Source organism: Romboutsia lituseburensis (assembly GCF_024723825.1).
Lineage (GTDB): Bacteria > Bacillota > Clostridia > Peptostreptococcales > Peptostreptococcaceae > Romboutsia_F > Romboutsia_F lituseburensis_A.
Genome location: NZ_JANQBQ010000001.1, coordinates 3042886 through 3066869, shown reverse-complemented (window position 1 = coordinate 3066869; position 23984 = coordinate 3042886). Strand labels below are relative to the sequence as shown.

Annotated in this window: 19 protein-coding genes; all 19 read right to left on the bottom strand. The window is 27.8% G+C overall.

From position 1 onward, the window contains the following. Window positions 1-86 precede the first annotated feature (86 nt). The gene (locus tag NWE74_RS14840; protein WP_258243756.1) at window positions 87-443 is read right to left on the bottom strand and encodes a hypothetical protein; all 357 of its coding nucleotides are present in this window, start codon (window positions 441-443) and stop codon (window positions 87-89) included. Window positions 444-602: 159 nt separating this feature from the next. Next, window positions 603-776 carry a hypothetical protein gene (locus NWE74_RS14835; RefSeq protein WP_258243755.1) on the bottom strand — a complete coding sequence of 58 codons (174 nt, stop codon included), beginning with the start codon at window positions 774-776 and terminating at the stop codon, window positions 603-605. 3 nt (window positions 777-779) lie between these two features. Then, window positions 780-1115, bottom strand: a complete 336-nt coding sequence (locus NWE74_RS14830) for a PadR family transcriptional regulator (protein ID WP_258243754.1) — start codon at window positions 1113-1115, stop codon at window positions 780-782. Between the two features lie 180 nt (window positions 1116-1295). Further along, window positions 1296-1934, bottom strand: coding sequence for a fructose-6-phosphate aldolase (fsa, locus tag NWE74_RS14825; RefSeq protein ID WP_258243753.1), 639 nt, complete (start codon window positions 1932-1934; stop codon window positions 1296-1298). Window positions 1935-1948: 14 nt separating this feature from the next. Next, complete coding sequence (locus NWE74_RS14820; protein WP_258243752.1) at window positions 1949-2350, bottom strand: cytidine deaminase; 402 nt, start codon at window positions 2348-2350, stop codon at window positions 1949-1951. 41 nt (window positions 2351-2391) lie between these two features. Then, complete coding sequence (locus NWE74_RS14815; protein WP_258243751.1) at window positions 2392-3321, bottom strand: transketolase family protein; 930 nt, start codon at window positions 3319-3321, stop codon at window positions 2392-2394. After that, window positions 3321-4184 (bottom strand): transketolase, encoded by an 864-nt coding sequence (locus NWE74_RS14810; RefSeq protein WP_258244474.1) that lies wholly within the window; start codon window positions 4182-4184, stop codon window positions 3321-3323. Before NWE74_RS14810 ends, NWE74_RS14815 begins: the two co-directional genes overlap by 1 nt. A gap of 95 nt (window positions 4185-4279) precedes the next feature. Next, window positions 4280-5533, bottom strand: a complete 1254-nt coding sequence (locus tag NWE74_RS14805; RefSeq protein ID WP_258243750.1) for a NupC/NupG family nucleoside CNT transporter — start codon at window positions 5531-5533, stop codon at window positions 4280-4282. 30 nt (window positions 5534-5563) lie between these two features. Next, entirely contained in the window at window positions 5564-6385 is an 822-nt protein-coding gene (locus NWE74_RS14800; protein ID WP_258243749.1) for a purine-nucleoside phosphorylase, read from the bottom strand. 15 nt (window positions 6386-6400) lie between these two features. Further along, on the bottom strand, window positions 6401-7600 hold the full coding sequence (locus tag NWE74_RS14795) for a phosphopentomutase (protein ID WP_258243748.1): 1200 nt from the start codon (window positions 7598-7600) through the stop codon (window positions 6401-6403). Between the two features lie 2 nt (window positions 7601-7602). Next, window positions 7603-8268 (bottom strand): deoxyribose-phosphate aldolase, encoded by a 666-nt coding sequence (gene deoC / locus NWE74_RS14790; RefSeq protein WP_258243747.1) that lies wholly within the window; start codon window positions 8266-8268, stop codon window positions 7603-7605. Window positions 8269-8351: 83 nt separating this feature from the next. Then, on the bottom strand, window positions 8352-9656 hold the full coding sequence (locus NWE74_RS14785) for a pyrimidine-nucleoside phosphorylase (protein ID WP_258243746.1): 1305 nt from the start codon (window positions 9654-9656) through the stop codon (window positions 8352-8354). A gap of 20 nt (window positions 9657-9676) precedes the next feature. Continuing rightward, a complete protein-coding gene (locus NWE74_RS14780) occupies window positions 9677-10768 on the bottom strand; it encodes a BMP family lipoprotein (protein ID WP_258243745.1) in 1092 nt (363 codons plus the stop codon). Between the two features lie 194 nt (window positions 10769-10962). After that, a complete protein-coding gene (locus NWE74_RS14775; protein WP_258243744.1) occupies window positions 10963-11718 on the bottom strand; it encodes a response regulator transcription factor in 756 nt (251 codons plus the stop codon). Between the two features lie 11 nt (window positions 11719-11729). Further along, entirely contained in the window at window positions 11730-13493 is a 1764-nt protein-coding gene (locus NWE74_RS14770) for a cache domain-containing sensor histidine kinase (RefSeq protein ID WP_258243743.1), read from the bottom strand. A gap of 283 nt (window positions 13494-13776) precedes the next feature. Beyond that, window positions 13777-17547, bottom strand: coding sequence for a helicase-exonuclease AddAB subunit AddA (addA, locus tag NWE74_RS14765; protein WP_258243742.1), 3771 nt, complete (start codon window positions 17545-17547; stop codon window positions 13777-13779). Beyond that, the gene (addB, locus tag NWE74_RS14760) at window positions 17547-20999 is read right to left on the bottom strand and encodes a helicase-exonuclease AddAB subunit AddB (protein ID WP_258243741.1); all 3453 of its coding nucleotides are present in this window, start codon (window positions 20997-20999) and stop codon (window positions 17547-17549) included. Before addB ends, addA begins: the two co-directional genes overlap by 1 nt. After that, the gene (locus tag NWE74_RS14755; protein WP_258243740.1) at window positions 20989-21768 is read right to left on the bottom strand and encodes a PD-(D/E)XK nuclease family protein; all 780 of its coding nucleotides are present in this window, start codon (window positions 21766-21768) and stop codon (window positions 20989-20991) included. Before NWE74_RS14755 ends, addB begins: the two co-directional genes overlap by 11 nt. Then, window positions 21761-23983: an ATP-dependent helicase gene (locus tag NWE74_RS14750; RefSeq protein ID WP_258243739.1), complete on the bottom strand. Its 2223-nt coding sequence runs from the start codon at window positions 23981-23983 to the stop codon at window positions 21761-21763. The genes NWE74_RS14755 and NWE74_RS14750 overlap by 8 nt, the downstream gene beginning before the upstream one ends. Window position 23984 lies beyond the last annotated feature (1 nt).

The following is a 23984-nucleotide window of genomic DNA, read 5'->3' as shown; positions in this document are numbered from 1 at the left end:
TTATGTATATTTTGATTATATCACAAAAGGAAGAGGTCTAAACATCTTCCTTTTATACTTAAATTTAACCATTTAAATTTAAGCATTTATTTTTTATCAAATATAGCAAATTTAATCATTTTTATAAGCTGAATTACAACTATAATAAATGAAATTACAATTAAAATAGAACAATTTTTTAGAGTTAATATCTCTACTTTCCTAGCAAATAAACCTGTTACTACTAAAATTCCTGTGATTGCTATATAAGCAAAAACAATTAATAAATCAAATTTTTTATTACGTGTCTTAGTTGTTGGTATTTTAGAAACATTTTCAATAACTATAATAGCTATTATAGCAGCTATTACTGAATTCAATATTGGTGCTAATGAAAGAGTATATTTTAATGTCCAAAAATTATTAAATATACCTTTACCATATTCTAAAATTGAAGATACCATATCTATTGCTATAAAAAATATTAATGAATATAAAATAGTTGGAATATAGTCTAAAACTTTTTTTAATGTATATGTTTTTGTTTCTATTTTATATGATTCTACTATCTCTTTGCAAAATATTTCATAATCTCCTACAACATTAAAAATATCTTCCCCTCTCTATTGAGCTCCTAATAATATTTCATTTATATCATTTATTGCTTCCTCTGCATCTTTTTGAGTTAGCTCCCCTCTTATATAACAAACAATATCTGTGACTAAATCTTGATATTTGTCATCTATTTTCATCATATTTTCATAATTAGTCTTTAATAATTTTTTAATACTTCCCATAACTTACACCCCTTCATAATTTTTAAATATACTATCTACAAAATCCTTAAACTCTGTCCATGTATCATAAAATTCTTTTAATTCTTCTTCACCTTGATCAGTAAGTGAGTAATATTTTCTTTGAGGACCAAATGGTGATTGTTTCTTCTGTGATTTTAAGCTATTTTTCTTTTCTAATCTTGTTAATAATGGATATATAGTACCTTCTGTACATTGACCAAACCCAAATGTCCTCATTTCCGTTACTACCTCATATCCATAGGTTTCTTTTTTATGTTTCACTATATTTAGTATACATCCTTCAAGTACCCCTTTTAATAACTGTGATTTATCTTTCATTTTTACTCCTTTATTACTATGTTAAACATAGTAGCAACTTTTTTAAATAGGTACTATGTTTAACATAATACCTATTTACATATTATTCCTATATCTATTTATTGTCAATCATATTTTAAATTTTTATATGCAAAAAGGGCTATATTAGATATTATATAGCCCTTTTTTACAAGGTTTATATTACTTTTGATTATAATCTGCTAAAAACTTCTCTATCCCTATATCAGTTAAAGGATGCTTAGCCATTTGTTTTAATACTCCAAATGGTATTGTAGCTATGTCAGACCCTGCTAATGCACATTCTGATACATGTATAGGATTTCTTATACTTGCTGCTATTATTTCAGTTGATATATTATGTATTTTAAATATACTAGATATTTCAGTTATTAATTCTATACCTCTAGCACCTATATCATCAACTCTTCCTACAAAAGGACTTACATATGTAGCACCTGCTTTAGCTGCTAATAAAGCTTGTTGAGATGAGAATATTAAAGTTACATTAGTTTTTATTCCTTTATCCGCTAACACTTTAACTGCTTTTAATCCTTCTATACACATAGGGATTTTTATAACTATATTCTTGTGTAATTTCACTAATTCCATCGCTTCTTCAACCATTTTATCAGCTTCTAAACTTATAACTTCTGCACTTATTGGTCCATCTACTATAGAGCATATTTCATTTATAACCTCTTGTAAATCTCTTCCTTCTTTAGCTATAAGAGATGGATTTGTTGTAACTCCATCTATTATTCCCCAGCTATTTGCTTCTACTATTTCGCTTACATTTGCTGTATCTATAAATATTTTCATCTTTTATATCCTCCCTATTTTAAATCACTACCTGTAAATGAGTGTGGTAATAAATCTTTTATTGTAAATTCTTTTATGTCGCCTTTAGAATAACCTAATATTACCTTTATATCTAATCCAAATTCTCCAATTACTTGTCTGCATATTCCACATGGTGCTGTTATTTCATTTTTTTCAGAGTTATCACTTGCTATTGCTATTTTTTCTATATCTTTATTCCCTTCCGATACAGCTTTAAATATAGCTGTTCTCTCTGCGCAGTTAGTTCCTCCATACGATGCACATTCTATATTACATCCAGTATATACTTTACCTGATTTAGTAACTAAAGCTGCTCCTACATGAAATTTTGAATATGGTACATATGCATTTTCTCTAGCTTTTTCAGCTAGTTCTAATAATTGTTTGTTATCCATAAGATAAATCTCTCCTTTGCGACGAATATTTATAATATAAATTATTTTTTGTAATTTTCTTTTATTAATCTAACTATATTTTCACTAGTTAATCCGTGTTTTTCTAATAATTCTTTTGGAGTTGCTGATTCTCCAAATACGTCATTTACTCCTAATTTAATAACTTTTGTTGGAACTGTCTCTGATGTAACAGATGCTACTATTTGTCCTAATCCTCCAACAACAGAATGTTCTTCACAAGTTAATATAAAATCAGTTTCTTTTGCTGCACATTCTATAATTTCTCTATCAATTGGCTTTATTGTAGGCATATGTATAAGTCTTACATCTATACCTTCTTCTTTTAATGTTTCACATGCTGCTTTTGCCATAGCTGTCATAAGCCCTGTAGCTATTATAGTACAGTCTTTTCCTTCCTTTACACAGACACCTTTACCATATTCAAACTTATAATCGTCACCAAATATATCTTCACTATTTAATCTACCTAATCTTATGTAAACAGGCCCGTTATGCTTCGCTGCATATTTTATTATTTCATTTGTCTCTTTTGCATCTGCTGGAACTAATACACTCATATTTGGAAGAGAGTTCATTATTGCTATATCCTCTATAGATTGGTGAGATCCACCATCTTCCCCAACTGTTATTCCTGCATGCGTCGCTGCTATTTTTACATTAGCATTTGGATAACATACTGAATTTCTTATTATTTCAAAAGCTCTTCCTGATGCAAACACTGCAAATGTACTTGCAAAAGGAATTTTTCCATATCTAGCAAGACCTGCACTCATACCTAATAAATTTTGTTCTGCTATACCTGCATTTATAAATCTCTCAGGATATGCTTTTTTAAAATCTGCTGTTTTAGTAGATTTTGAAAGGTCTGCATCTAATACAACTATATCCTTGTTTTCTGCTCCTAATTCAACTAATGCCTTTCCATATGCTTCTCTTGTTGCTAATCCCATTATAAGCACCCCTTTCTCATTTCTTCTAACTCATTTATCGCCATATCTCTTTGCTCTATGCTTGGTGCAGCTCCATGCCATCCTGCATTATTTTCCATAAATGAAACACCTTTTCCTTTTACAGTGTTAGCTATTATCACAGTTGGCTTTCCTTTTGTTTGTTTAGCTTGATTTAATGCACATTCTATTTCTTTAAAGTCATGTCCATCTATAACTAATACATTCCATCCAAAGCTTTCAAATTTCTTATCTAATGGTTTTATTCCCATTACATCATCATTATTTCCATCTATTTGAAGTTTGTTATAATCTACAAATGCTACTAAATTATCTAATTTATAATGAGCTGCACTCATAACAGCTTCCCATACTAGGCCTTCTTGCAGTTCTCCATCTCCTAATAATGCATATACTCTAGAGTTATCATTATCTATCTTAGCTCCAATTGCAAGACCTACTGCATTAGATATACCTTGTCCTAATGAACCTGTTGCTATATCTACAGCTTTTATTTTTTTACTATCTGGGTGTCCTTGTAATTTAGATCCTAATTTTCTTAAAGTCATTAAGTCTTTTTGAGGTATAAATCCTTTTTCACTTAATGTTGCATATAGTACTGGTGCTGCATGTCCTTTACTAAGTACAAAATAATCTCTTTCTTTGTTATCTATATTCTTTTCACTTATATTCATTTCTTCAAAATATAAATATGTAAGTATTTCGACTGCTGATAATGATCCTCCTGGATGTCCTGATTTTGATTCAGCTATCATATCTACTATATTTTTTCTTATGTTTATAGCATGATTTTGTAAATTTTTATACATATGGCTTCTCCTTTTAATATTCGATTTTAAATTTATATATTTTAAATAAAATTCCCCACATATTTTTTAGACCAAATCAGTACGTGGGGAAAATAGTTCTTAATTAAATTATTAATTATAGTAAATATTAATTATATAGCTATTATTAAACCTACTATTAAAGAACTTAATAAACTTACACAGAATCCACCTATCATTCCTCTAAATGCTAGTTTTGATAATATCCCTCTTTTGTCTGGACAGAATACTGATATTCCTGATATACATATCCCCATACTAGATATATTTGCAAATCCAGCTAAAGATATTGATAACATTAAACCTGTTCTATAATCTAAAGTATTTAATATTTTACCTAGTTCACCAAAAGCAACAAATTCATTTAATATTAACTTACTTCCAAGTAATTGACCTGCAGTAAGCATATGCTCTGTACCAATACCCATTAATAATCCTATAGGTGCAAATATATATGATAATATTTGTTCTAAAGATAATCCAACTACGCCTAATATACCATTAACTAAAGCTACTAAAGATATTATTGCGATTAATGATGCACCTATACCTAAAGCCATTTGAAGACCTTCATTAGCTCCTTGAGATATTGCTGATATAAGGTTTGCATTATCACCTTTATTATCCATTTTTACTTCTTCTACAACTGCTGCTGCTGCACATTCAGAAGATTCTAAAGAGTTATCACTAGTACTAGCAACTTCTTTTTCAGTCTCTGGAAGTATAAGTTTTGACACTATTATACTACCTAATGGAACTAATGCTCCAGCTATTAAAAGATTTTGCATAGGTATACCCATTGCTGTATATCCCATAAGTACAGTTGCAGACATACTACCCATACCTGATATTAAAACTAACATTATTTCACTTTCAGTCATACGATCTAAGTACTTAGATACAAGTATTGGAGATTCTGTTTGCCCTAAAAATACGTTTGCAACAGCAACGAAGCTTTCTACATTACTAGTTCCTAATGTTTTACCTATTATTCCACCAATCACTTTAACTATGGCACCAAGAACTCCAAGATAGTATAACGCAGCTACTAATGCTGATATAAATATTATATTACCTAAAACCTGAATACCAAATATAAATCCTGTTGGAGCTCCTGCATTTTCTAATGAACCAAATATAAATGTTAATCCTTGTGCTCCATAATTTAAAATATTCGTTACACCATCAGATACCTTCTCTAATGCTAGTCTACCTAATGGGAATTTAACTAATAAAAATGCTACTACAAACTGAATTATAAGTGCTTTTAATATCATTTTTTTCTTAACATTTTTTTTATTAGATGATACTAAATATAACCCACCTAACAATATCATTATTCCTATTATGTTTAATATTATTGCCATCTTATCACCCTCTGCTTTTTAGATTAACTACTATATTTCACTAACTATTTTTTTCACTAAGCTTAAAAATTGTTGTTTTACTCTTTGAGTTGTTTCTATAACTTCTTCATGATTTAATGGTTGGTCAAGTATTCCTGATGCCATGTTAGTTATACAAGATATACCTACTACCTTAAGCCCACTATGAGATGCCACTATAACTTCTGGAACTGTAGACATACCTACTGCATCTGATCCCATTATTCTTGCCATTCTTACTTCAGCTGGCGTTTCATATGTTGGACCTGTAAAGAATGTATAAACACCTTCTTTTACATCTATACTTAATTCTTTAGCACATTTTCTAGTTAATTCTATATATTCTGGAGTATATGCTGTTGACATATCAGGGAATCTAACACCTAATCTATCATCATTTTTTCCTATTAATGGATTATATCCTCCGAAGTTTATATGATCTTTTATTATCATTAAATCCCCTGGTTTAAATTCTGTATTAACTCCACCCGCTGCATTTGTTACGAATACAGTTTCTACACCTAATGCTTTCATAACTCTTACGGGGAATGTTGTTTCTTGCATTGCATATCCTTCATAATAGTGGAATCTACCTTGCATAGCTACTACATTTTTACCTTGTAATTTACCTATAACTAATTGCCCTTTATGACCTTCTACAGTTGATACTGGGAAGTTTGGTATATCATGATAGCTTATTTCTACTGGATTTTCTATTTCATCAGCTAAAACACCTAGTCCTGATCCTAGTATTAATCCTATCGTTGGTACTACATCTATTTTAGACTTTATATATTCTGCACTTTCATTTATTCTATCAAATAAGTTATTCATATTGTCCACCTCAAATTATTTTATATTTTGTAAGAATGATTTCCCTATCTCAAAATCATAATTTTTATCTTCATTGTTAAAGTTATCTAGTATCGTTAATCCTATATCTGCCATACTTTCTAATATAGGCATTTTGCCACCTTTTTTTATTTGCTTATTATAAACTAATACTGGAACATACTCTCTAGTATGATCAGTACCTTTGAAAGTAGGGTCATTCCCATGATCTGCAGTTATTATTAAGAGATCATCTTCTTTAAGCTCTTCGATAAGAGTTCCTAATTGAGAATCAAAATTCTCTAATGCTCCCTTATATCCTTCAACGTTTCTTCTATGCCCATATAGAGCATCGAAATCTACTAGGTTCAAGAATATTAAACCTTTATGAGATCCATCTTTTGCAATTTCTATAGTTTTATTCATTCCATCTTCATTGCTCTTTGTCTTTATACTTTTTGTTATACCTTGATAAGAATATATATCACCTATTTTACCAATACCAACTACATCTAAATCGTTTTCATGAAGTTCATTTAAAATTGTTTTAGTTGGTGGTTTTAGAGCATAATCTTTTCTATTTGAAGTTCTCGTAAAATTCTCTTTATTAGTTCCAATAAATGGTCTTGCTATTATTCTAGCAACTTTATACTCTTCCTTTAAAGTAACTTCTCTTGCTACTTCACAAACTCTATATAATTCTTCAAGTGGTATTATCTCCTCATTAGCTGCTATTTGTAAAACGCTATCCGCAGATGTATAAAGTATTAAACTTTTAGTTTGTAAATGTTCTTCGCCTAAGTTTTTTATTATTTCTGTACCTGATGCTGAAATATTTCCTATAAATTTATGCCCACTTTTTTGTTCAAGTTCATCTATAAGTTCCTTTGGAAATCCTGTATCTGTAAATACTTTGAAAGGTTCTTTTATAAGTATTCCTGCCATTTCCCAGTGGCCTGTTATTGTATCTTTTCCTTTAGATAGCTCTCTACATTTTGTTGTGTATGATGTTTGACTATCAGTAGGATTTACACCTTCTATACTTGCTATATTACCTAGACCCATTTTTTGTAGGTTAGGAAGGCTAAGCCCTCCTGTTGATTTAGCGATGTTGCAAAGAGTATTAGCACCTAAATCACCATACTCATTTGCATCTTCTAGCGCTCCTATACCTACTGAGTCTAATACAGTTAAAAATACTCTATTAAACTTTTTCATTTTTAGTACCCCGTTACTTCTTCATTATTTATTATTTTTATTATAGAACTTGTTCCAAGTCTTGAAGATCCTTTTGTTATAAAATCTCTAGCTGTATCTAAATCTTTTATTCCTCCAGCTGCTTTTATTGAAACATTTTCTCCTACGTTCTCTTTAAATAAAACTATATCTTCAGCAGTTGCTCCACCTGTACTAAATCCTGTAGATGTTTTTATAAAATCAGCTTTTGCATCAGTTACACACTTGCACATTTTGATTTTTTCATCTTCATTTAAAAGGCAAGTTTCTATTATAACCTTTAATATATTTTCACCACAAGCTTCTTTTATTTGTCTTATTTCTTCTGTTATTTCTTCATATTTTTTATCTTTTAACATACTTAAGTTTATTACCATATCTATTTCATCCGCACCATTTTGTATAGCATCCTTAGTTTCAAATACTTTTACTTTAGTTGTATTATAGCCATTAGGGAAACCTATTACTGTACAAACTTTCATCTTATTCCCTACATATTCTTTTGCTTGCTTAACAAATGATGGTGGTATACACACAGATGCTACATCATATTTAATTGCATCATCACATATTATTTTTATATCATTCCATGTTGCCGTTTGCTTTAATAAAGTATGATCTACTGCTTTTAAAATTGTTTTGTTATCCATAATTACTATCTCCTTATTTATAACCATTTAAATATATGATTTAGATTTTTAGTTATGTTTAAACTTTAAGTATTGTTTATTTATTATCTTATTATTTTGTGTATTATTGAACTCTTTTCTGGCTTTTGAGGTTGTATGCTGTAAGCCTTTTGTAATTCTTCTTCTGCCTTTTCAAACTTAGCTTCATCACTTGAATATAACGTAGCTAATACATCTCCAACCTTTACGTAGTCTCCCATTTTCTTTTTAAGAATTATACCTGCTCCATAGTCTAACTCATCATCTTTAGTATGTCTTCCAGCTCCTGTAAGTAATGAAGATACTCCAACACCTTCAGCGTTTAACTCGTATACATACCCTTCTTTAGTAGCTTTAACTTCATGAGTTAAAGGCGATATTGTAAATAATTCAGAATCATCTATGACTTTTGGATCTCCTCCTTGAAGTACTACTAATTCTCTTAATTTAGCTAATGCACTTCCATCCTTTAATATAGCTTCTAATTTAGCTCTTCCTTTTTCAATATCTGTTTCTATTTTTCCTAATCTAAGCATTTGTGCTCCTAATTGTAAGCATAATTCTCTTAAGTCTTCTGGACCTTCACCTTTTAATACTTCTATAACTTCTTTTAGTTCAAGTGCATTTCCTATTGCATAACCTAATGGTTCTCCATTTAAAGTTATTGCAGCTGATGTATTTCTTCCTACGCTTTTACCTATATTAACCATCGCAGTTGCTAATTTTTCAGCATCTTCTGCTGTTTTCATAAATGCACCCTCACCATATTTAACATCTAATACTATTGCATCTGAACCTGATGCTATTTTTTTACTCATTATGCTTGCTGCTATTAGAGGTATACTGTCTACTGTTGCAGTAACATCTCTTAATGCATATATTTTTTTATCTGCTGGAACTAAGTTTTGAGTTTGACCTGCTATAACTAGTCCTGCATTTTTTACCATATCTATAAATTTATCTTCTTCTACTGATATATTAAACCCTGGGATTGATTCTAGTTTATCAAGAGTTCCCCCTGTATGACCAAGTCCTCTACCTGATAATTTAGCTACTTTTCCTCCTGCAGCTGCAACCATAGGAACTAATATAAGAGATGTCTTATCTCCAACTCCTCCAGTACTATGTTTATCAAGTTTTACTCCTTCTATCATACTAAGATCTACAACGTCTCCTGAATTTACCATTGCCATTGTAAGATTTGCAGTTTCTTCTTTAGTAAATCCATTTAAGTATATAGCCATTAATAATGCTGATGCTTGATAATCAGGTACTTCACCATTAGTGTATTTTTCTATGAAAAATTCTATTTCTTCTTTAGATAATTCCTTTTTATCTCTTTTCTTAGCTATAATATCGTATAATCTCATGATACTCTCTCCCTTATATTTTAATTTTTATATTGATTCTCTTTAACCCATTTTTCTAATTCACTCTTATTTGAAGGTATTTTTATTTTTTCTTCTATTATTTGAGTTTTAATTTCTTCTACTACTTCTATTATTCCTGGTGGTATATCAACATTTGAACCTTTTGTTGTATACCCGATAATGTTTTCCTTAATGCCAAATTTATGAACACCATCTTTCCAAGTATCATTCGTAATAGATTTAATTTCATTGTACACAATTTCATTTGCATATCTTGTTGCTGTAGATACTATATGATTTGGTTCAAATAAATTTTGGTTATCATCTATCCCAAATGCATATTTATCTGCTTCTTTAGCCGCAGCAAAAACTCCAAGTCCAGACTCCCCAGCTATGTGTTGTATATATCTTACACCTTTGCTATACATTGAAAGAGCTATCTCTTTTGCTTTTGCTGGATTTGCAAAATCATCTACAACACCTACTATTATATTTATATCTGGATTTACATACTTAGCTCCTGCTTCAAATCCAATTGCACCTTCGCTAAGATGTTGCATATCTCTTCCTAATATTACACCTAATGAATTACTTTTATTTAAACTCGTATTTTCGTATTTTGTGATTAAGCCAGCCATAACACCATTTAAAAATGTTTGTTCCGGCCAATTTGTATAAATTGAGCTTACATTTGGCAATTCTATTTTAGAGTCTATTATTGAAAATTTTTGATTTAAAAATTCTTTTGAGACCTTACTAACTGATTCCTCATGATCTAATCCAATTGAAATTATCAATTCATAATTTTGACTTTGTGCATAGTCCCTACAAATTTTTTCATAATCATCTTCAGATTTAGGTTCTGAATAATCAAACTCAACACCTAGGTCTTCTTGCGCTTTTAGTGCGCCATCATAACATAAATCATTAAATGATTTATCTCCTAGTCCAGGTGTGCTAAAAATAATAGCTACCTTTTTCTTTTCAGATGTGGAATTTGTAAATAAATTATTTAAATTTGTCTCATTATATTTAGTAGAACTTGTTATTATAAAAATAGCCACTATTGTGATTAAAATTACCATAACTATTTTTTTGTAATGATTCAACATATTATGCCCCCTATGTTTCTTCATAGTAAAGCAGTTTTCGTCAAATTTTTTCTTTCTACTTTACTAACATTATATTAAATAAAACGTTTTCTTTCCATGAATTATATTGATAACTCTCTCAATAATATTGATGTATATTTCTTAAAAAAGTTATCTTTACGGTAAAATTTTGACATTTGTGAAATATATTGATTTCAATACCTATCTTCATCAGGAGAAATACCTTTATACTTTTTATATGACTTAGAAAAATATCCTGAATTTGAATATCCTACCTCATTTGAAATTTGAGAAATCTTCATATCCGTATTTTTTATAAGATATTCAGCTTTTTTCATTCTATATAAAGTTAAATATGTTATAAAGTTCTCTCCTACTTCTTCCTTAAAAAGGCGTGAAAAGTACTCTGGAGATAAATATACATATTTAGATATACTTCCTAAAGAAATATGCTCCTTATAGTTTAAATCAATATATTCCATAGCTTTTTCTATGGCTTTTGAATAACCTCTATTATTAGTTTTACTACTATTTTCGTCTACTTTATCTATCGATACTTGTTCTTCGTTTTCAAATTTTATATTTTTATTTATTCCTTCTAATAATTCTTTTAATTCTTTTGGTCTTATTTCAGACTTTACTAAATATTCATATACTCCACAACTAATTGCTTGTTTTGCATATGAAAACTCTGCATAGTTAGTTAGCAAAACTACTATAGTCTCAGGCATAACTTTTTTTATTTGTTTTGTTAGCTCTATACCATCCATTATCGGCATTTTTATATCACTAATTATAACTTGTGGCTTAAGTTTTATTGCTAACTCATATGCTTCTTTTCCATTAGATGCACTCGCTAATACATTAAATTCTTTTGATATATTTGAAATTGTGTACACAACCCAATCTCTTATTGGAGCTTCATCTTCTACTATTAATATATTTAACATATTAATTCCCCCTAATTTGGTAGTATAAATGTAATTTTACTTCCTTCTCCTTCTGCACTTTCTATCTTTAGTCCATATTTTGATCCATAATTTAATTGAATCCTTTCTTGAACATTTATCAAACCGACCCTATTTATGCTAGCATCCTTATTTAAGACTGTTTCTAATTTATTTCTAGACATTCCAATTCCATTATCTTCTATAATGATTTTTATACAATCTTTTTGCTTATATCCTGAAACACTTATTTCGCCTAAATTATCTTCCTTTTCCATGCTATATAAAATAGCATTTTCCACTATTGGCTGTAATATAAAAGATGGAACTTCAAAATCATTAATTTCAGCATCTATATCATATACAACTTCAAAACAATCTGGATATCGAAGCTTTTGAAGTTCTGTATAATTTTTTATATTTTCTATTTCTTCTTCCAGCCTAATCATTTCACTTGCTTTTGGTAATAAGCTTCTAAGTAATTTTGTAAACCTATAAAGCATTTCTTCTGCTTCTTCTGTTTTGTTCATAGATACTAAAAATCTTATTCCGCTTAATGTATTATAAAGAAAATGAGGATTTATCTGAGCTTGTAAAAAACTTAATTCAGCAGTTCTTTTTTGCTTTTCTTGATTTTTTATTTCTTGTATAGATTCTTCTAGCCAACTTACCATTCCATTAAATGATCTTTCTAATTGTCCTATTTCATCAAAACGCTCATTAATAATTTTTATATTTAAATTTCCTTCCATGACTTCATTCATACTATTTTTAATATTTAATATTGGCTTTGTTATTCCAACTGATAATCTATAAGACACAATTATAGATATTATACTTACTAATAAAAGAACTAATATTGCTTTTTCTGTTAAAGCTTCTACAGGTTGCCTTATAATACTAAGTGGTATTTCTTCTACAATTACCCATCCATATTCATTAAGCATTGAGGATACTTGCATATTTTTTACATTATCCTTTGTAATTCTGTGATTTTGCTTATTTAGTAAATGATTTGTATTTTTTATACCCAACCCATAATTTGTACCTATGAGTCTCTTATCTTTTGTAGATATTATATTTCCTTCTTCATCAACTATATAAATACAACTTCCTTCTGTTAACACTTCTGAGTATCTATCATATAAAATAGTTTCACTTATATCTATAATCAAAACTCCCAAAGGTTTTCCTGTGATCAAATCTTTGATTAATCTTCCCATCTTAAAAACACATTTATATGGGCCTACTGCATTATCATCTTTATATGTGTTTATTAATATAGTTTTTCCATCAGCTTTGACAATTTTTTCATACCAATTATTTTGTTTTATATCTGACATAGTGTATTTAGTTTTTGAATAAGTATCATAAACTAATCCGTTTTCACCTAATACATAAAGTTCAGGCTTCATATTAAAATTTCCATATTTCCAAACTTCATCGGTTAAAAGTCCTTCAGCATAAGAATTCATATTTTTCTTTTGAGATTCATAATTTTTTAGTTCATCTTTAGGTATAGATAAAATTTCTATGAGTTTACTATCTATAGAAATTCTTTTTGCTATACTTTCTACATTTGATAATAGTATGGATATATTATTGCTAATTTGATTCAATGTTTGACTACTCATATTATACATCTCTGTTTCTATAGTTCTATTAGTATCGTTTATAAACCACATACCTAATATCATAGAAACTGATGCTGAAAGTCCAAATAATACTAAAAATAATTTATATGTTATACTCTTTTTTTCTAATTTTATATTTACCATCTCCCTATTTAACAAATATAGTGTCTAATTTATAATTTTAATATATTATTTTTTTAAAATCAATCTAAAATAGTAGTACTATATAACAGTTTTTGTATTATTTTGGAATTTTTAATTAAATAAATTTACCATTTTTAACATTTTTTAATATATTTATTTATATATAAAGAAGCATGGGATAATTTATAATTCCCATGCTTCTTTATTTTTTACGCTACAAATATTTAATTCATTTATAGTAAATTTTTTACTATATTTTATAGTTCTTTTAATATATCTTTAGTTATATTGATATATCTTTATCTATACCAAATAAATAAATATATTTTTCTTTTACTTCTTTACCCGTAAGCTCTTTTAATACATCACAATATAAATCTAATTGCTTTCTGTATCTATTTATAACTTCTTCTTTATTTTCATCATTTACAAAATCTGTTTTATAATCAACTAAAACTAATTTATCATCCTCTTCAAAATATGCATCTATAATACCTCTAAGCATAATACTTTCATCATCATATATTTCACTATTTTCATCCATAATTAAGTCTTCATAAATATATACATCTTTTAGTTTTATTTGAGTATATATAGCTTGTTCTCTCTTTATAAACTTAGCAGCTAACATTCTCTTTCCTAAATCAGATTTAAAGAACTTATATATTTTAAATGGGTTGATTACAGTTGCTTGTTTTTCAGTAATTATTTCTTTTTTAATAAATGAATTTATTTGTTCTTTAATTTCATCTACTGTATTTATCTTATTAAAATCGATAATTTGCATTATTAAGTGAATAATCGTACCTCTTTCAGCTCCAGTAATTTTTTCTTTATCTTCACTTTCTTGCATAAATAGAGGCTTTTTCAATGTTATTTGATTATTATTAAACATATTAGCTGAAGAATCATACTCTTCATGAGCATTCTGAATTTTTTTTATTTCTGTAACTGATATACTTGCCGGTTTTGTAATACAAGCTTGACAAGGATATTTAAAATCCAATTTATCTTTTATTACATCGTAGTACTGTGTATCAGGCTGTTCTAAATTAATATTTAATAATACATCACTTATATTCTCTTTTTCCTCTTCTTCTTTTGCTTCTAGTATCACATCTTCTTTAAACCAAAGCTTACCTAACCATTTTGATTTATGATTATCAATACTATCTAAATCTATTTCAGCTGCGTCCCTTAGATTTTCTAAATCTATATGTTTTAATACAGATGGCATTATCCAATCTAAAAATGTTTTACCTTTTAATACCTTATATTGTGATATTGGCTTATTTCCTTCAACACCATTTGCCCAAGTCCTTAGACTTTTTTCTATGTTTCTCGTAGAACCTGTTATTATAAGTTTTTCTTTTGGTCTGGTAAATGCAACATATAAAACTCTCATTTCTTCTGATAAGTTTTCTATATTTATTTTACTCTTTAATGCTTCTTTAGCTATACTTGGATAAGATATTTTTCTTTCATAATCAACTATTTGAGGTCCATATCCTAAATTATGATGGTATAAGATATTTTTCTTAAAATCTTGAGTATTGAAATTTTTTCCCATACCAGAACATATTACAACTGGGAATTCTAATCCCTTACTTTTGTGTATACTCATAATTCTAACTACGTCAGCATTTTCTCCCAGAGTTTTTGCACTTCCCATATCTGTATTGGATTTTTTTAATTTACTTACAAAGTTAATAAAATTAAATATCCCTTTAAAACTTGTTTCTTCAAACTGTTTTGCTCTTTCAAACAGAATTTTTAGATTGGCTTGCCTTTGTGATCCACCAGGAAGAGCTCCTACATAAGCATAATATCCTGTTTTCGTATACAGGTACCATAAAAACTCATCTGTACTCATATATAAAGATTTTTCTTTATAGTCATTAAGCCTTTCTATAAATTCAAAGCATTTTTTCCCTCTTTCATCTTTATATTGGCTAAACATCTCTAAAGCCTCATAAAAACTTTTATGACCATCTTCTACTCTTATATCTATTAAATCTTCTGGTGTAAAGCCACATATAGGAGATTTTAATACTGCTAAAAGAGGTATATCTTGCATCGGATTATCTATAACTTGTATTAAACTCATTATAGTTTTAATTTCTATGGTATCAAAATATCCTACCCCTATATCTGCATAAGTAGGTATATCCATATTCATAAGTTCATCAGCAAATACTGGTGCCCATGCAGAAGTGGCTCTAAGTAGTATTACAATATCTTTAAATTGAACAGGTCTATAATCATCTAATTTTTTATCATAAACCATTTGAACTTGTCCATCTTCGTTAGGAGTTCTTAAATCTTTAATTATTTTTCCTACCATTCTAGCTTCAAGTTGTATATTGTCTATTTCCTCTTGTTCTTCATTTTCATCATGTTCTTTTTCTTCATTATTTTCTACATCTTTTGATCTAGCCTTAGTTTGCATTATATGTATTTCAGATGGACCACCTACAATAGCTTCTTCATTAGTATTATCTTTGAATATCGCTCCTAGATTTAATCGTTCTTCTTCTGTGTATTCTATTTCTCCTATATTTTTGCTCATTACATTTTCAAATATATAGTTTGCACAATCTACAACTTCTTCTCTACTTCTAAAATTCTTATATAGCATTATTTTTCTATACAAAGATCCTTTTTCAGTATCATAGTCAGCATATTTTTGTAAAAATATTTCAGGTTTTGCTTGTCTAAATCTATAGATACTTTGCTTTACATCTCCAACCATAAATCTATTTGGTGTTTTTATTTTAGCTATAGTACTAAGTAAAACTTCTTGAACTAAATTACTATCTTGATACTCATCTATAAATATTTCATAAAACTTATCTCTATAAGTTAGAGCAATATCCGATGGTATATCTTTACCATTTTTATCTTTAGTAGCCAATATTTTAAGTGCAAAATGTTCTATATCATTAAAGTCTATTATTCCTTTTTCTCGTTTTCTAGCATCATAGGCTTCTTCAAACTTTATTACAACTTCAGAAATAGATTTAACAACTTGATATAAATATTTTATTTGTTCCTTGATTTCACCAGTTTCTTGGCTAAATGTAGAATCTTTCATATCCTCTACTGATTTTTTTACTTTCTTTCTAATATCATCAACTCTATCTTTTATATCCCTTATATAAGACGGAGTATCTTTGGCTAATCTTTTTACTCCTTTTACATAGTTTTCAAACTTCATTGATAACATTGCCTCAAAAGCTTTATCCCAAGATTCATTACATCCATTTAAAATTCTTTTTATTCCACTGTAATCACTTTTAAATTTATCTGTATATGTTTCAAGCTCTTCTATACCTTCTAATTCCTCTAAAGCTTTTGCCATACTTACTTCCATACCGCTAATTTCTATTTTTACTGTTTCAAGTATAGATTCTGCCCATATAGAATTTGAAAACTCAAAGCTATCATCTATATTAAATAACTCTGATGAAAATTTTAACCATTCCTTAGGATCTGGCGATGCCATTGCAAAGTTATATATACTTAATATAATTTCTTGTAAGTTATTATCTCCTCTTTTTTCAGCATAGCTTTCTACTAAATTTAAAAATCCTTTATCTCTATCTACATATAATTGTTCAAATACATCTTCTATCGCTTCTTGCTTTAGCAATGTACACTCTGTTGTATCACCTATCCTAAAGTTAGGGTCTAAATTTATTTTATGAAAATTTGATTTTATTACTTCTAAACAAAATGAGTGTATTGTGGTAATACTTGCTTTATTTAAAAGTATTAGTTGACTTTGAAGATGCTTGTTTTCTGGATTCTTATCTAATGCTTTACCTATGGCATCTCCTACTCTTTCTCTCATTTCTGATGCTGCTGCATTTGTAAAAGTAACCACAAGTAATTTGTCTATATCTATAGGATCATCTTTATCTGTTATCATTTGTATTATACGCTCAACTAGTACAGCAGTTTTTCCCGAGCCTGCTGCTGCCGCTACTAATAAGTTACAGTTTCTACTATCTATAACTGCTTGTTGTTCATCTGTCCATTTAGGAGAACTCATTATTTCACCTCTTCTCTCATTTGAGTTATTATATCATCATCACTTTTTTTATTTATAATTTTATATTTATTATCTTTTAAGGTAGTATCAAATTGGCATATGGCTGAATAATTGCAAAAAGCACAAGAATTCTGATCTTTATTTTTATATGGTGATATACTTATATTTCCACCAAGCATATCTTCACATATATCTTTTATAATACCTTTAACATATTTTCTTATAATATCGAATTCTTCTTTAGTAACACCTTTAGTGTATCTACCTAATGTTCCATCTTTATTTAAGTTTGCAGGTATTATTAATGATGTACTTCTTTCACCTGTTGCCAACGACTTGTCCATTTGTTTAATTATATCTGAATCTTTAATTAAAAGACCTTGCATTTTTAAACTTTTTAATATGTCTTCTCTTATTTCTTCATCGTCTTTATTTTCATCAAACTTAGCTATTGGATCATCAATCCTAGAATATAGTATTGCGGCTGGATTTACATCTTCACCCCTTAAGGCTCCACTTTCTAGGATAGCATCTAAATATACTAATAGTTGCAACTGAAGTCCATGATAAATATCAGTTAAGCTTAAATCTTTTTTTCCAGATTTATAATCTATTATTCTTATATATTTTCCATTTTCGCTATCATACTCGTCTATCCTATCAATTTGTCCTCTTAGATTTATTTCTTCTCCACTTTGTAAAATTATCTTTATAGGAGGATATTTACCTTTTACTCCAAAATCAACTTCATAATCCACTGGCTCAAATTCACCCTGTCTTATTTGTTCACTAATTATACTTATGGCTGATATAAGCATATTTTTTAATCTATGCGCTAAATACTTATATCTTTCTGAACTTTCTAGTATATATCCAGGTATTTTTCCTACTATATCATCTACTATTTGTGATACTCTATCTGAGATGTAGTTATAATCTATATCTCTCCAGTCTAAACTATCTATAATTAGTTGCTTTGAAAATCTATCCAAAATATTATGTATAAATGTTCCTAAATCTGGCGCAGTAAAAGAATATTCTTTCCTTTCTTTTGCTTTTAAACCATATTGAATAAAATATGCAAATGGACATTGAGCATATCGTTCTAATCTAGATACACTTAAGTTAGTGTCATATAAGCTTCTTATTTTTTGTTCCTCTACCCTTTGAACTTGATTAGTATAATTTAATCCACTTATTACTTTTTTAGCTATATCACTATACCCATTATCATTTAAATAGTATCTATATACATCTAGCCAAATGTTATTTATTTCTTTTCCATCATCACATTCTTTTATTTCTTTTATTAATTCATTAAATGTTGGAGATTTAACAGTTATCTTATCTATTATTTCTTCATCTGTCTTAGCTTCTATGTCTACTAAATAACTTTGATTATCAATGTTTGGGAATATCTTTTTAAGCCTTGATATAATTACTGAAGGTCTAACTGTTTTTCCTTCATGATCAGCAATTGGGTATGTAACTATTAAATTTTCACTTGTTGATGTTAAGGCTTTATACACTAAATATTGTTCTTCAAATGTTTTAGTCTTACTATCTATATCAACTTCTACACCATTTTTACCTAAGTTTTCTCTATCGCTATCACTTAATAGACCACTATCCTTTGCTATAAGTGGAAATGTTCCATCAGTTGTTCCTATTAAATATAAATATTTTGTATTAGGATTTTTAACTCTATCTACACTACTTACAAGTACCTGATCAATACTAGGAGGAACTAGTCCTAATTCATATTCATCAAATCCTAAACTTATAAGTTTAATAAATTTATCTAAGGATACTTTCTCTTCCCCCATTATTTCAACCATTTGATCAAATATATCTACAACTATATCCCATACCTGAGAATACTGATTTGCTACATCTAACACACCTTTACCTTTAAAGTTCATTATTAAATTTTCTATAGTTAATGGCATATCTATATCTATTAAAAATTCATATATATATGTGCAAATATCTTTTACTTTATTTTTTCCAACTATTTTTTCTTGTAATTTTATTATAGGTTGTAGCACTCTATTTTTTATTTCATTTACTTTTTGTCTTACTTCAATTTCTTCTTCTTTTTCTTCTGCTGAAATATTATGATTTATTCGGTATTCCCATGTTTCTTCAAACCATTTTTTACCCTTTATTCCATTAGCTAGAACATAATTTTCTAATAAACTTATATCCTCATTACTTATTCCTATAAGCCCACTTTTTAAATATCTAAACATAGTTTCATAACTATATCTTCTATTTCTCATTTCTAAAGCTGATATTATAAGTACTATTATTGGGTTACTTTTAGCTTCTCTTTTTTTATCTATAAAGTTTGGTATTTCATACTCATTAAATATTGAATGAACTAAAAAGTCATATTTATTTAAATCTCTTGTAGTTATAGTTATATCTCTATATCTAACATTTTTATCTCTAACTAAATTTACTATCTCCTTAGCTATTTCTTCAACTTCTGAATATAAATTATTAAACTCTTTTATTTTTATATTTGTAGTTGGCTTATCATAAACCTTATACGGATATGAATGATAATATTTTTCTAAATGTTGAAGTTCTTCACTATCTTTAAATCTTGGTATAACATCACTATTTAAATTTACTGGAGGATATAACTTTACACCTTCTTCATTACACAACTTTATAAGTTTTTGATATGTAAACTTTGTCCTTGAAAATGCATCTGCTTTGTTATAACTTATATTCATAGGATTATCTACTGTTAAAGATATACTTACTTCTTTCGCTTTATGAAATATACTATTTAAAGCTCTATACTGATTTGGTGTAAAACCTGTAAACTCATCTATATAAATATATGCATCATTAAAATAATCACACGAGCTTAATTTATCTGCTAATGATTTTAGTAGATCTTGAGAATCAACATAATTTTCATGTAACTGGTCTTCAAATTCTTTATATATTTTACTGACATCCTTTAACTTTAAACTTAAAGTCTCACTATGTACATCAGAAGATATATGTTCTAGCATTTCAGCACTAATATTGTACTGCTTAAATTCTGAAATCATATCAGATATAGAACTTACAAACCCAGATTGAGATGCAGATTTTGAGAATATCTCTAAATTATCACTTACCTTTTCTATTGCTCTATAAGTCATCATAGCATTACCACTTGAGTTTATATTAACATCAGTTAATCCACCTACATGAGAAAAAACAATACTACTCATAGTTTTAAAACTTAAAACTCTGGCTCTTAAATATTTATCTTTTTCTTCTCCTAAAAAAAGTTTACTCATTCTTTTTTCCATCTCAAATGTATACTGTTCTGGTACTAGGAGTATAACAGGAGATGTTTCATTGTCTTGTACTCTTTTTTTTATTTCATTAAGTATGTAAGTAGATTTTCCGCTACCTCCCCTACCTAATATAAACTTAACACCCATAAACTTCCTCCTCTAAAATACTGTAGTCTATGTCTTGATTATTACATAATTTATTAAACTCACAATATATGCAATGCTTTTTATTTTTAACTAATTCATATTTACAATTTTCTTGATTTTCATCATATTTAGTATAATTAATAGTATCTATATATGAAATTATTTTATTTCTACTTTGATTATACTTTTCTTCACTATATAAAATAGTTATTTCTTCTTCATCAAATTCAGGTTGATAATACTTCATCTTTATATTTTTAAACTCTATACTTAAATTAAATAATTTAGTAACAACTTCTTTTGCTAAAAACATATAAACTATTGTCTGCATTCTACTTTCAACATTTTTATAATCTATTTTCTTATTCTCAGTCTTCCAATCCCAAATTTCAATGCTATCTTCTTTTATTATTAATAAATCATATTTAGCTATAATTATATTTCCATTTAAATTATAGCTAACTTCATATTCTGGTAAATATATATTTTCATGTAATATTGGTACTAATTTTTTAACTTTTTCTATCCATCTTATAAAGTTTAAATTAGTATTTGAATTTGTGCCTAATGGTATATTACTAAAATATCTTTCACATAATAAATGAAATTCAGTACCTGTTTTAAGACTTTCATAATATTGTCTACTTTCTAAATCATCATGTTTCCAATTTATTTTTTCAATATATTTATATTTAAATTTTAAAGGACATGATTTATATGTATTTATAGAGTTTTGACTATATTTAAAGTTCTCTAAATTTTTATGCATTATTATTTACATCCTTTTTCCTTTGATTTATATATCTTTCAATCTCATTTATATATATACACGGTCTTTGTTCTTTATTTTTCTTTCCTATATCACTTTTATCTTTATATGCACTACATGATAATATAAGCATTTCTTTTGCTCTAGTAATTCCAACATATAGTAATCTTATTTTTTCATTTATTAAATCTATTTTGCTTTTATACATATAATTCATTGCTAGCTCACCTGTAAAGATAGCTTCTATTTCTGACTTAACTACAGCTACTGGATTTTTATATTTATCTTTTAAGTACCATTTATCACTCTGGAATTTTTGATTTACATTATCAGGAAAATTAAATTCTACTAAACCTAATAAAAATACACAATCCCACTCTAATCCCTTTGACTTATGGTAATTACAAATAGTTATACTTCCTGGTTCAGGTTCATAGCCATCCATCTCGTAGGCAACCTCAATTATATGATTAAAAACTTTATTTTTATTATTAGATAATAAATTATATACATCTACTATATTTGTGTTTATATTATCATTTGATATAAATTTTACATAAAAGGCTAAATAATCTATTATTGACCTATCTTCTTTTTCTAAATTTAACTTATCACCTATAAACAATAGTAATATATCTAGTCTTACTGTAGAATATTCTAATATTTCTTTTAAAATAGTTATACCATTTAAAAATCCTTTATAAACATCGCTACTAATATCTATTATTATGTTTTTAATTTTCTCATTATCATAAATTAAATCTTCAACAGTATATTGTCTAAGTATTGCTATAAAATCACTCTTACCTTGTTCATTATCACTATGAATAAATACTTTATCTAATACCTCTATAAGTTTTTCAATGTCATCACAGTTTATTAAAAAATCAATTATATAAGATAAATAATTCAATATCTTCCTTTTACTTAAGGCATTTGGACCTAGTTCTTCAAAATCCATTCCTTCTTCCATTAATTCTTTCGCTACTTGTGTTATTTGATCATTAAATGGTACTAAAATACCTATACTTTTATCTGGATATTTTTTCTTTATTCCTTTTATATATTTGATAGTCATCTTTAATTCATCTGACCAAGTTTGATATCTTTTTGTATTTATACTATATACATCAGGGTTAGGATTTTCTTTGTACCCCATTCCACTTGGAACAGTTCTAATCTCCATATCTTCCAAAGCATCTCTACATTCTGATTGTTTAAATTCAGATGTTACATATCTAACTAACCTATTAGCTAAATCTAGTATATCTTTTGAACTTCTATTTGACATATCCATTCTATAGCAATTATCAGCTTCCATTATAAATTCTTTAAAAAATTTAGGATCTGATGATGAAAACGTACCTGTTATACTTTGATTTATATCACCGACTCTAACTAAATTATTACTTTCTTGACATATTAATTTAATAATTTTACCTTGTATTTCATTTGAATCTTGACACTCATCTTCAAATATATATCTATATTTATTTTGAAACTTAGCTCTTAAATTTTCATCTATTCTTAGTGCTCTATATGCAAGTATCAATATATCATCATAATCTAATAGACCATTTTGTTTAAGTTTTTTATCATATTCCTTATATATAGGTAGTACTATCTTTAGTATTCCTTTATACCCTACTGATATAATATCTTCTAATTGTTCTGGAGAAATTTCCTTATACTTTAAATCTCCTATTGCATTTCCTATAAGATCATAGAATCCATTTTCCCAAGCATCCACCATCCTATCTCGCCACTGCCCATCTTTTTGCTCTTTTAAAAACCATTGAAAAGCTCGTTCTCCACCATTCATTCTAAATTTATATATACATTCATTTAGTATAATATTTTTTTGCAAGTCATCCGCAATACTAAACTCTTCATTTAACATAACTACTTCAGGTTTTTCTTTTATTATTTTTACCGCTAAGCTATGTATAGTCATAACTTCATATGAATTTTCTTCTTTTATTCCTTCTTCTTGCAATATACTTTTTATTCGTCCTTTAAAGTTATTTACAGCACTATTCATATAGGTAAGTATCAATATTTTTGAATTGCCATGCTTTTTTTCCCTTAGCAATTTTGCTACTAAATTAGTAACTATGAAAGTTTTACCCGCACCGGGAACTGCTGGAACTGCCATAGTTCCACTTTCATATGATATTATTGGTAATTGATCTTCTCTATAATTTATTTTCACCATA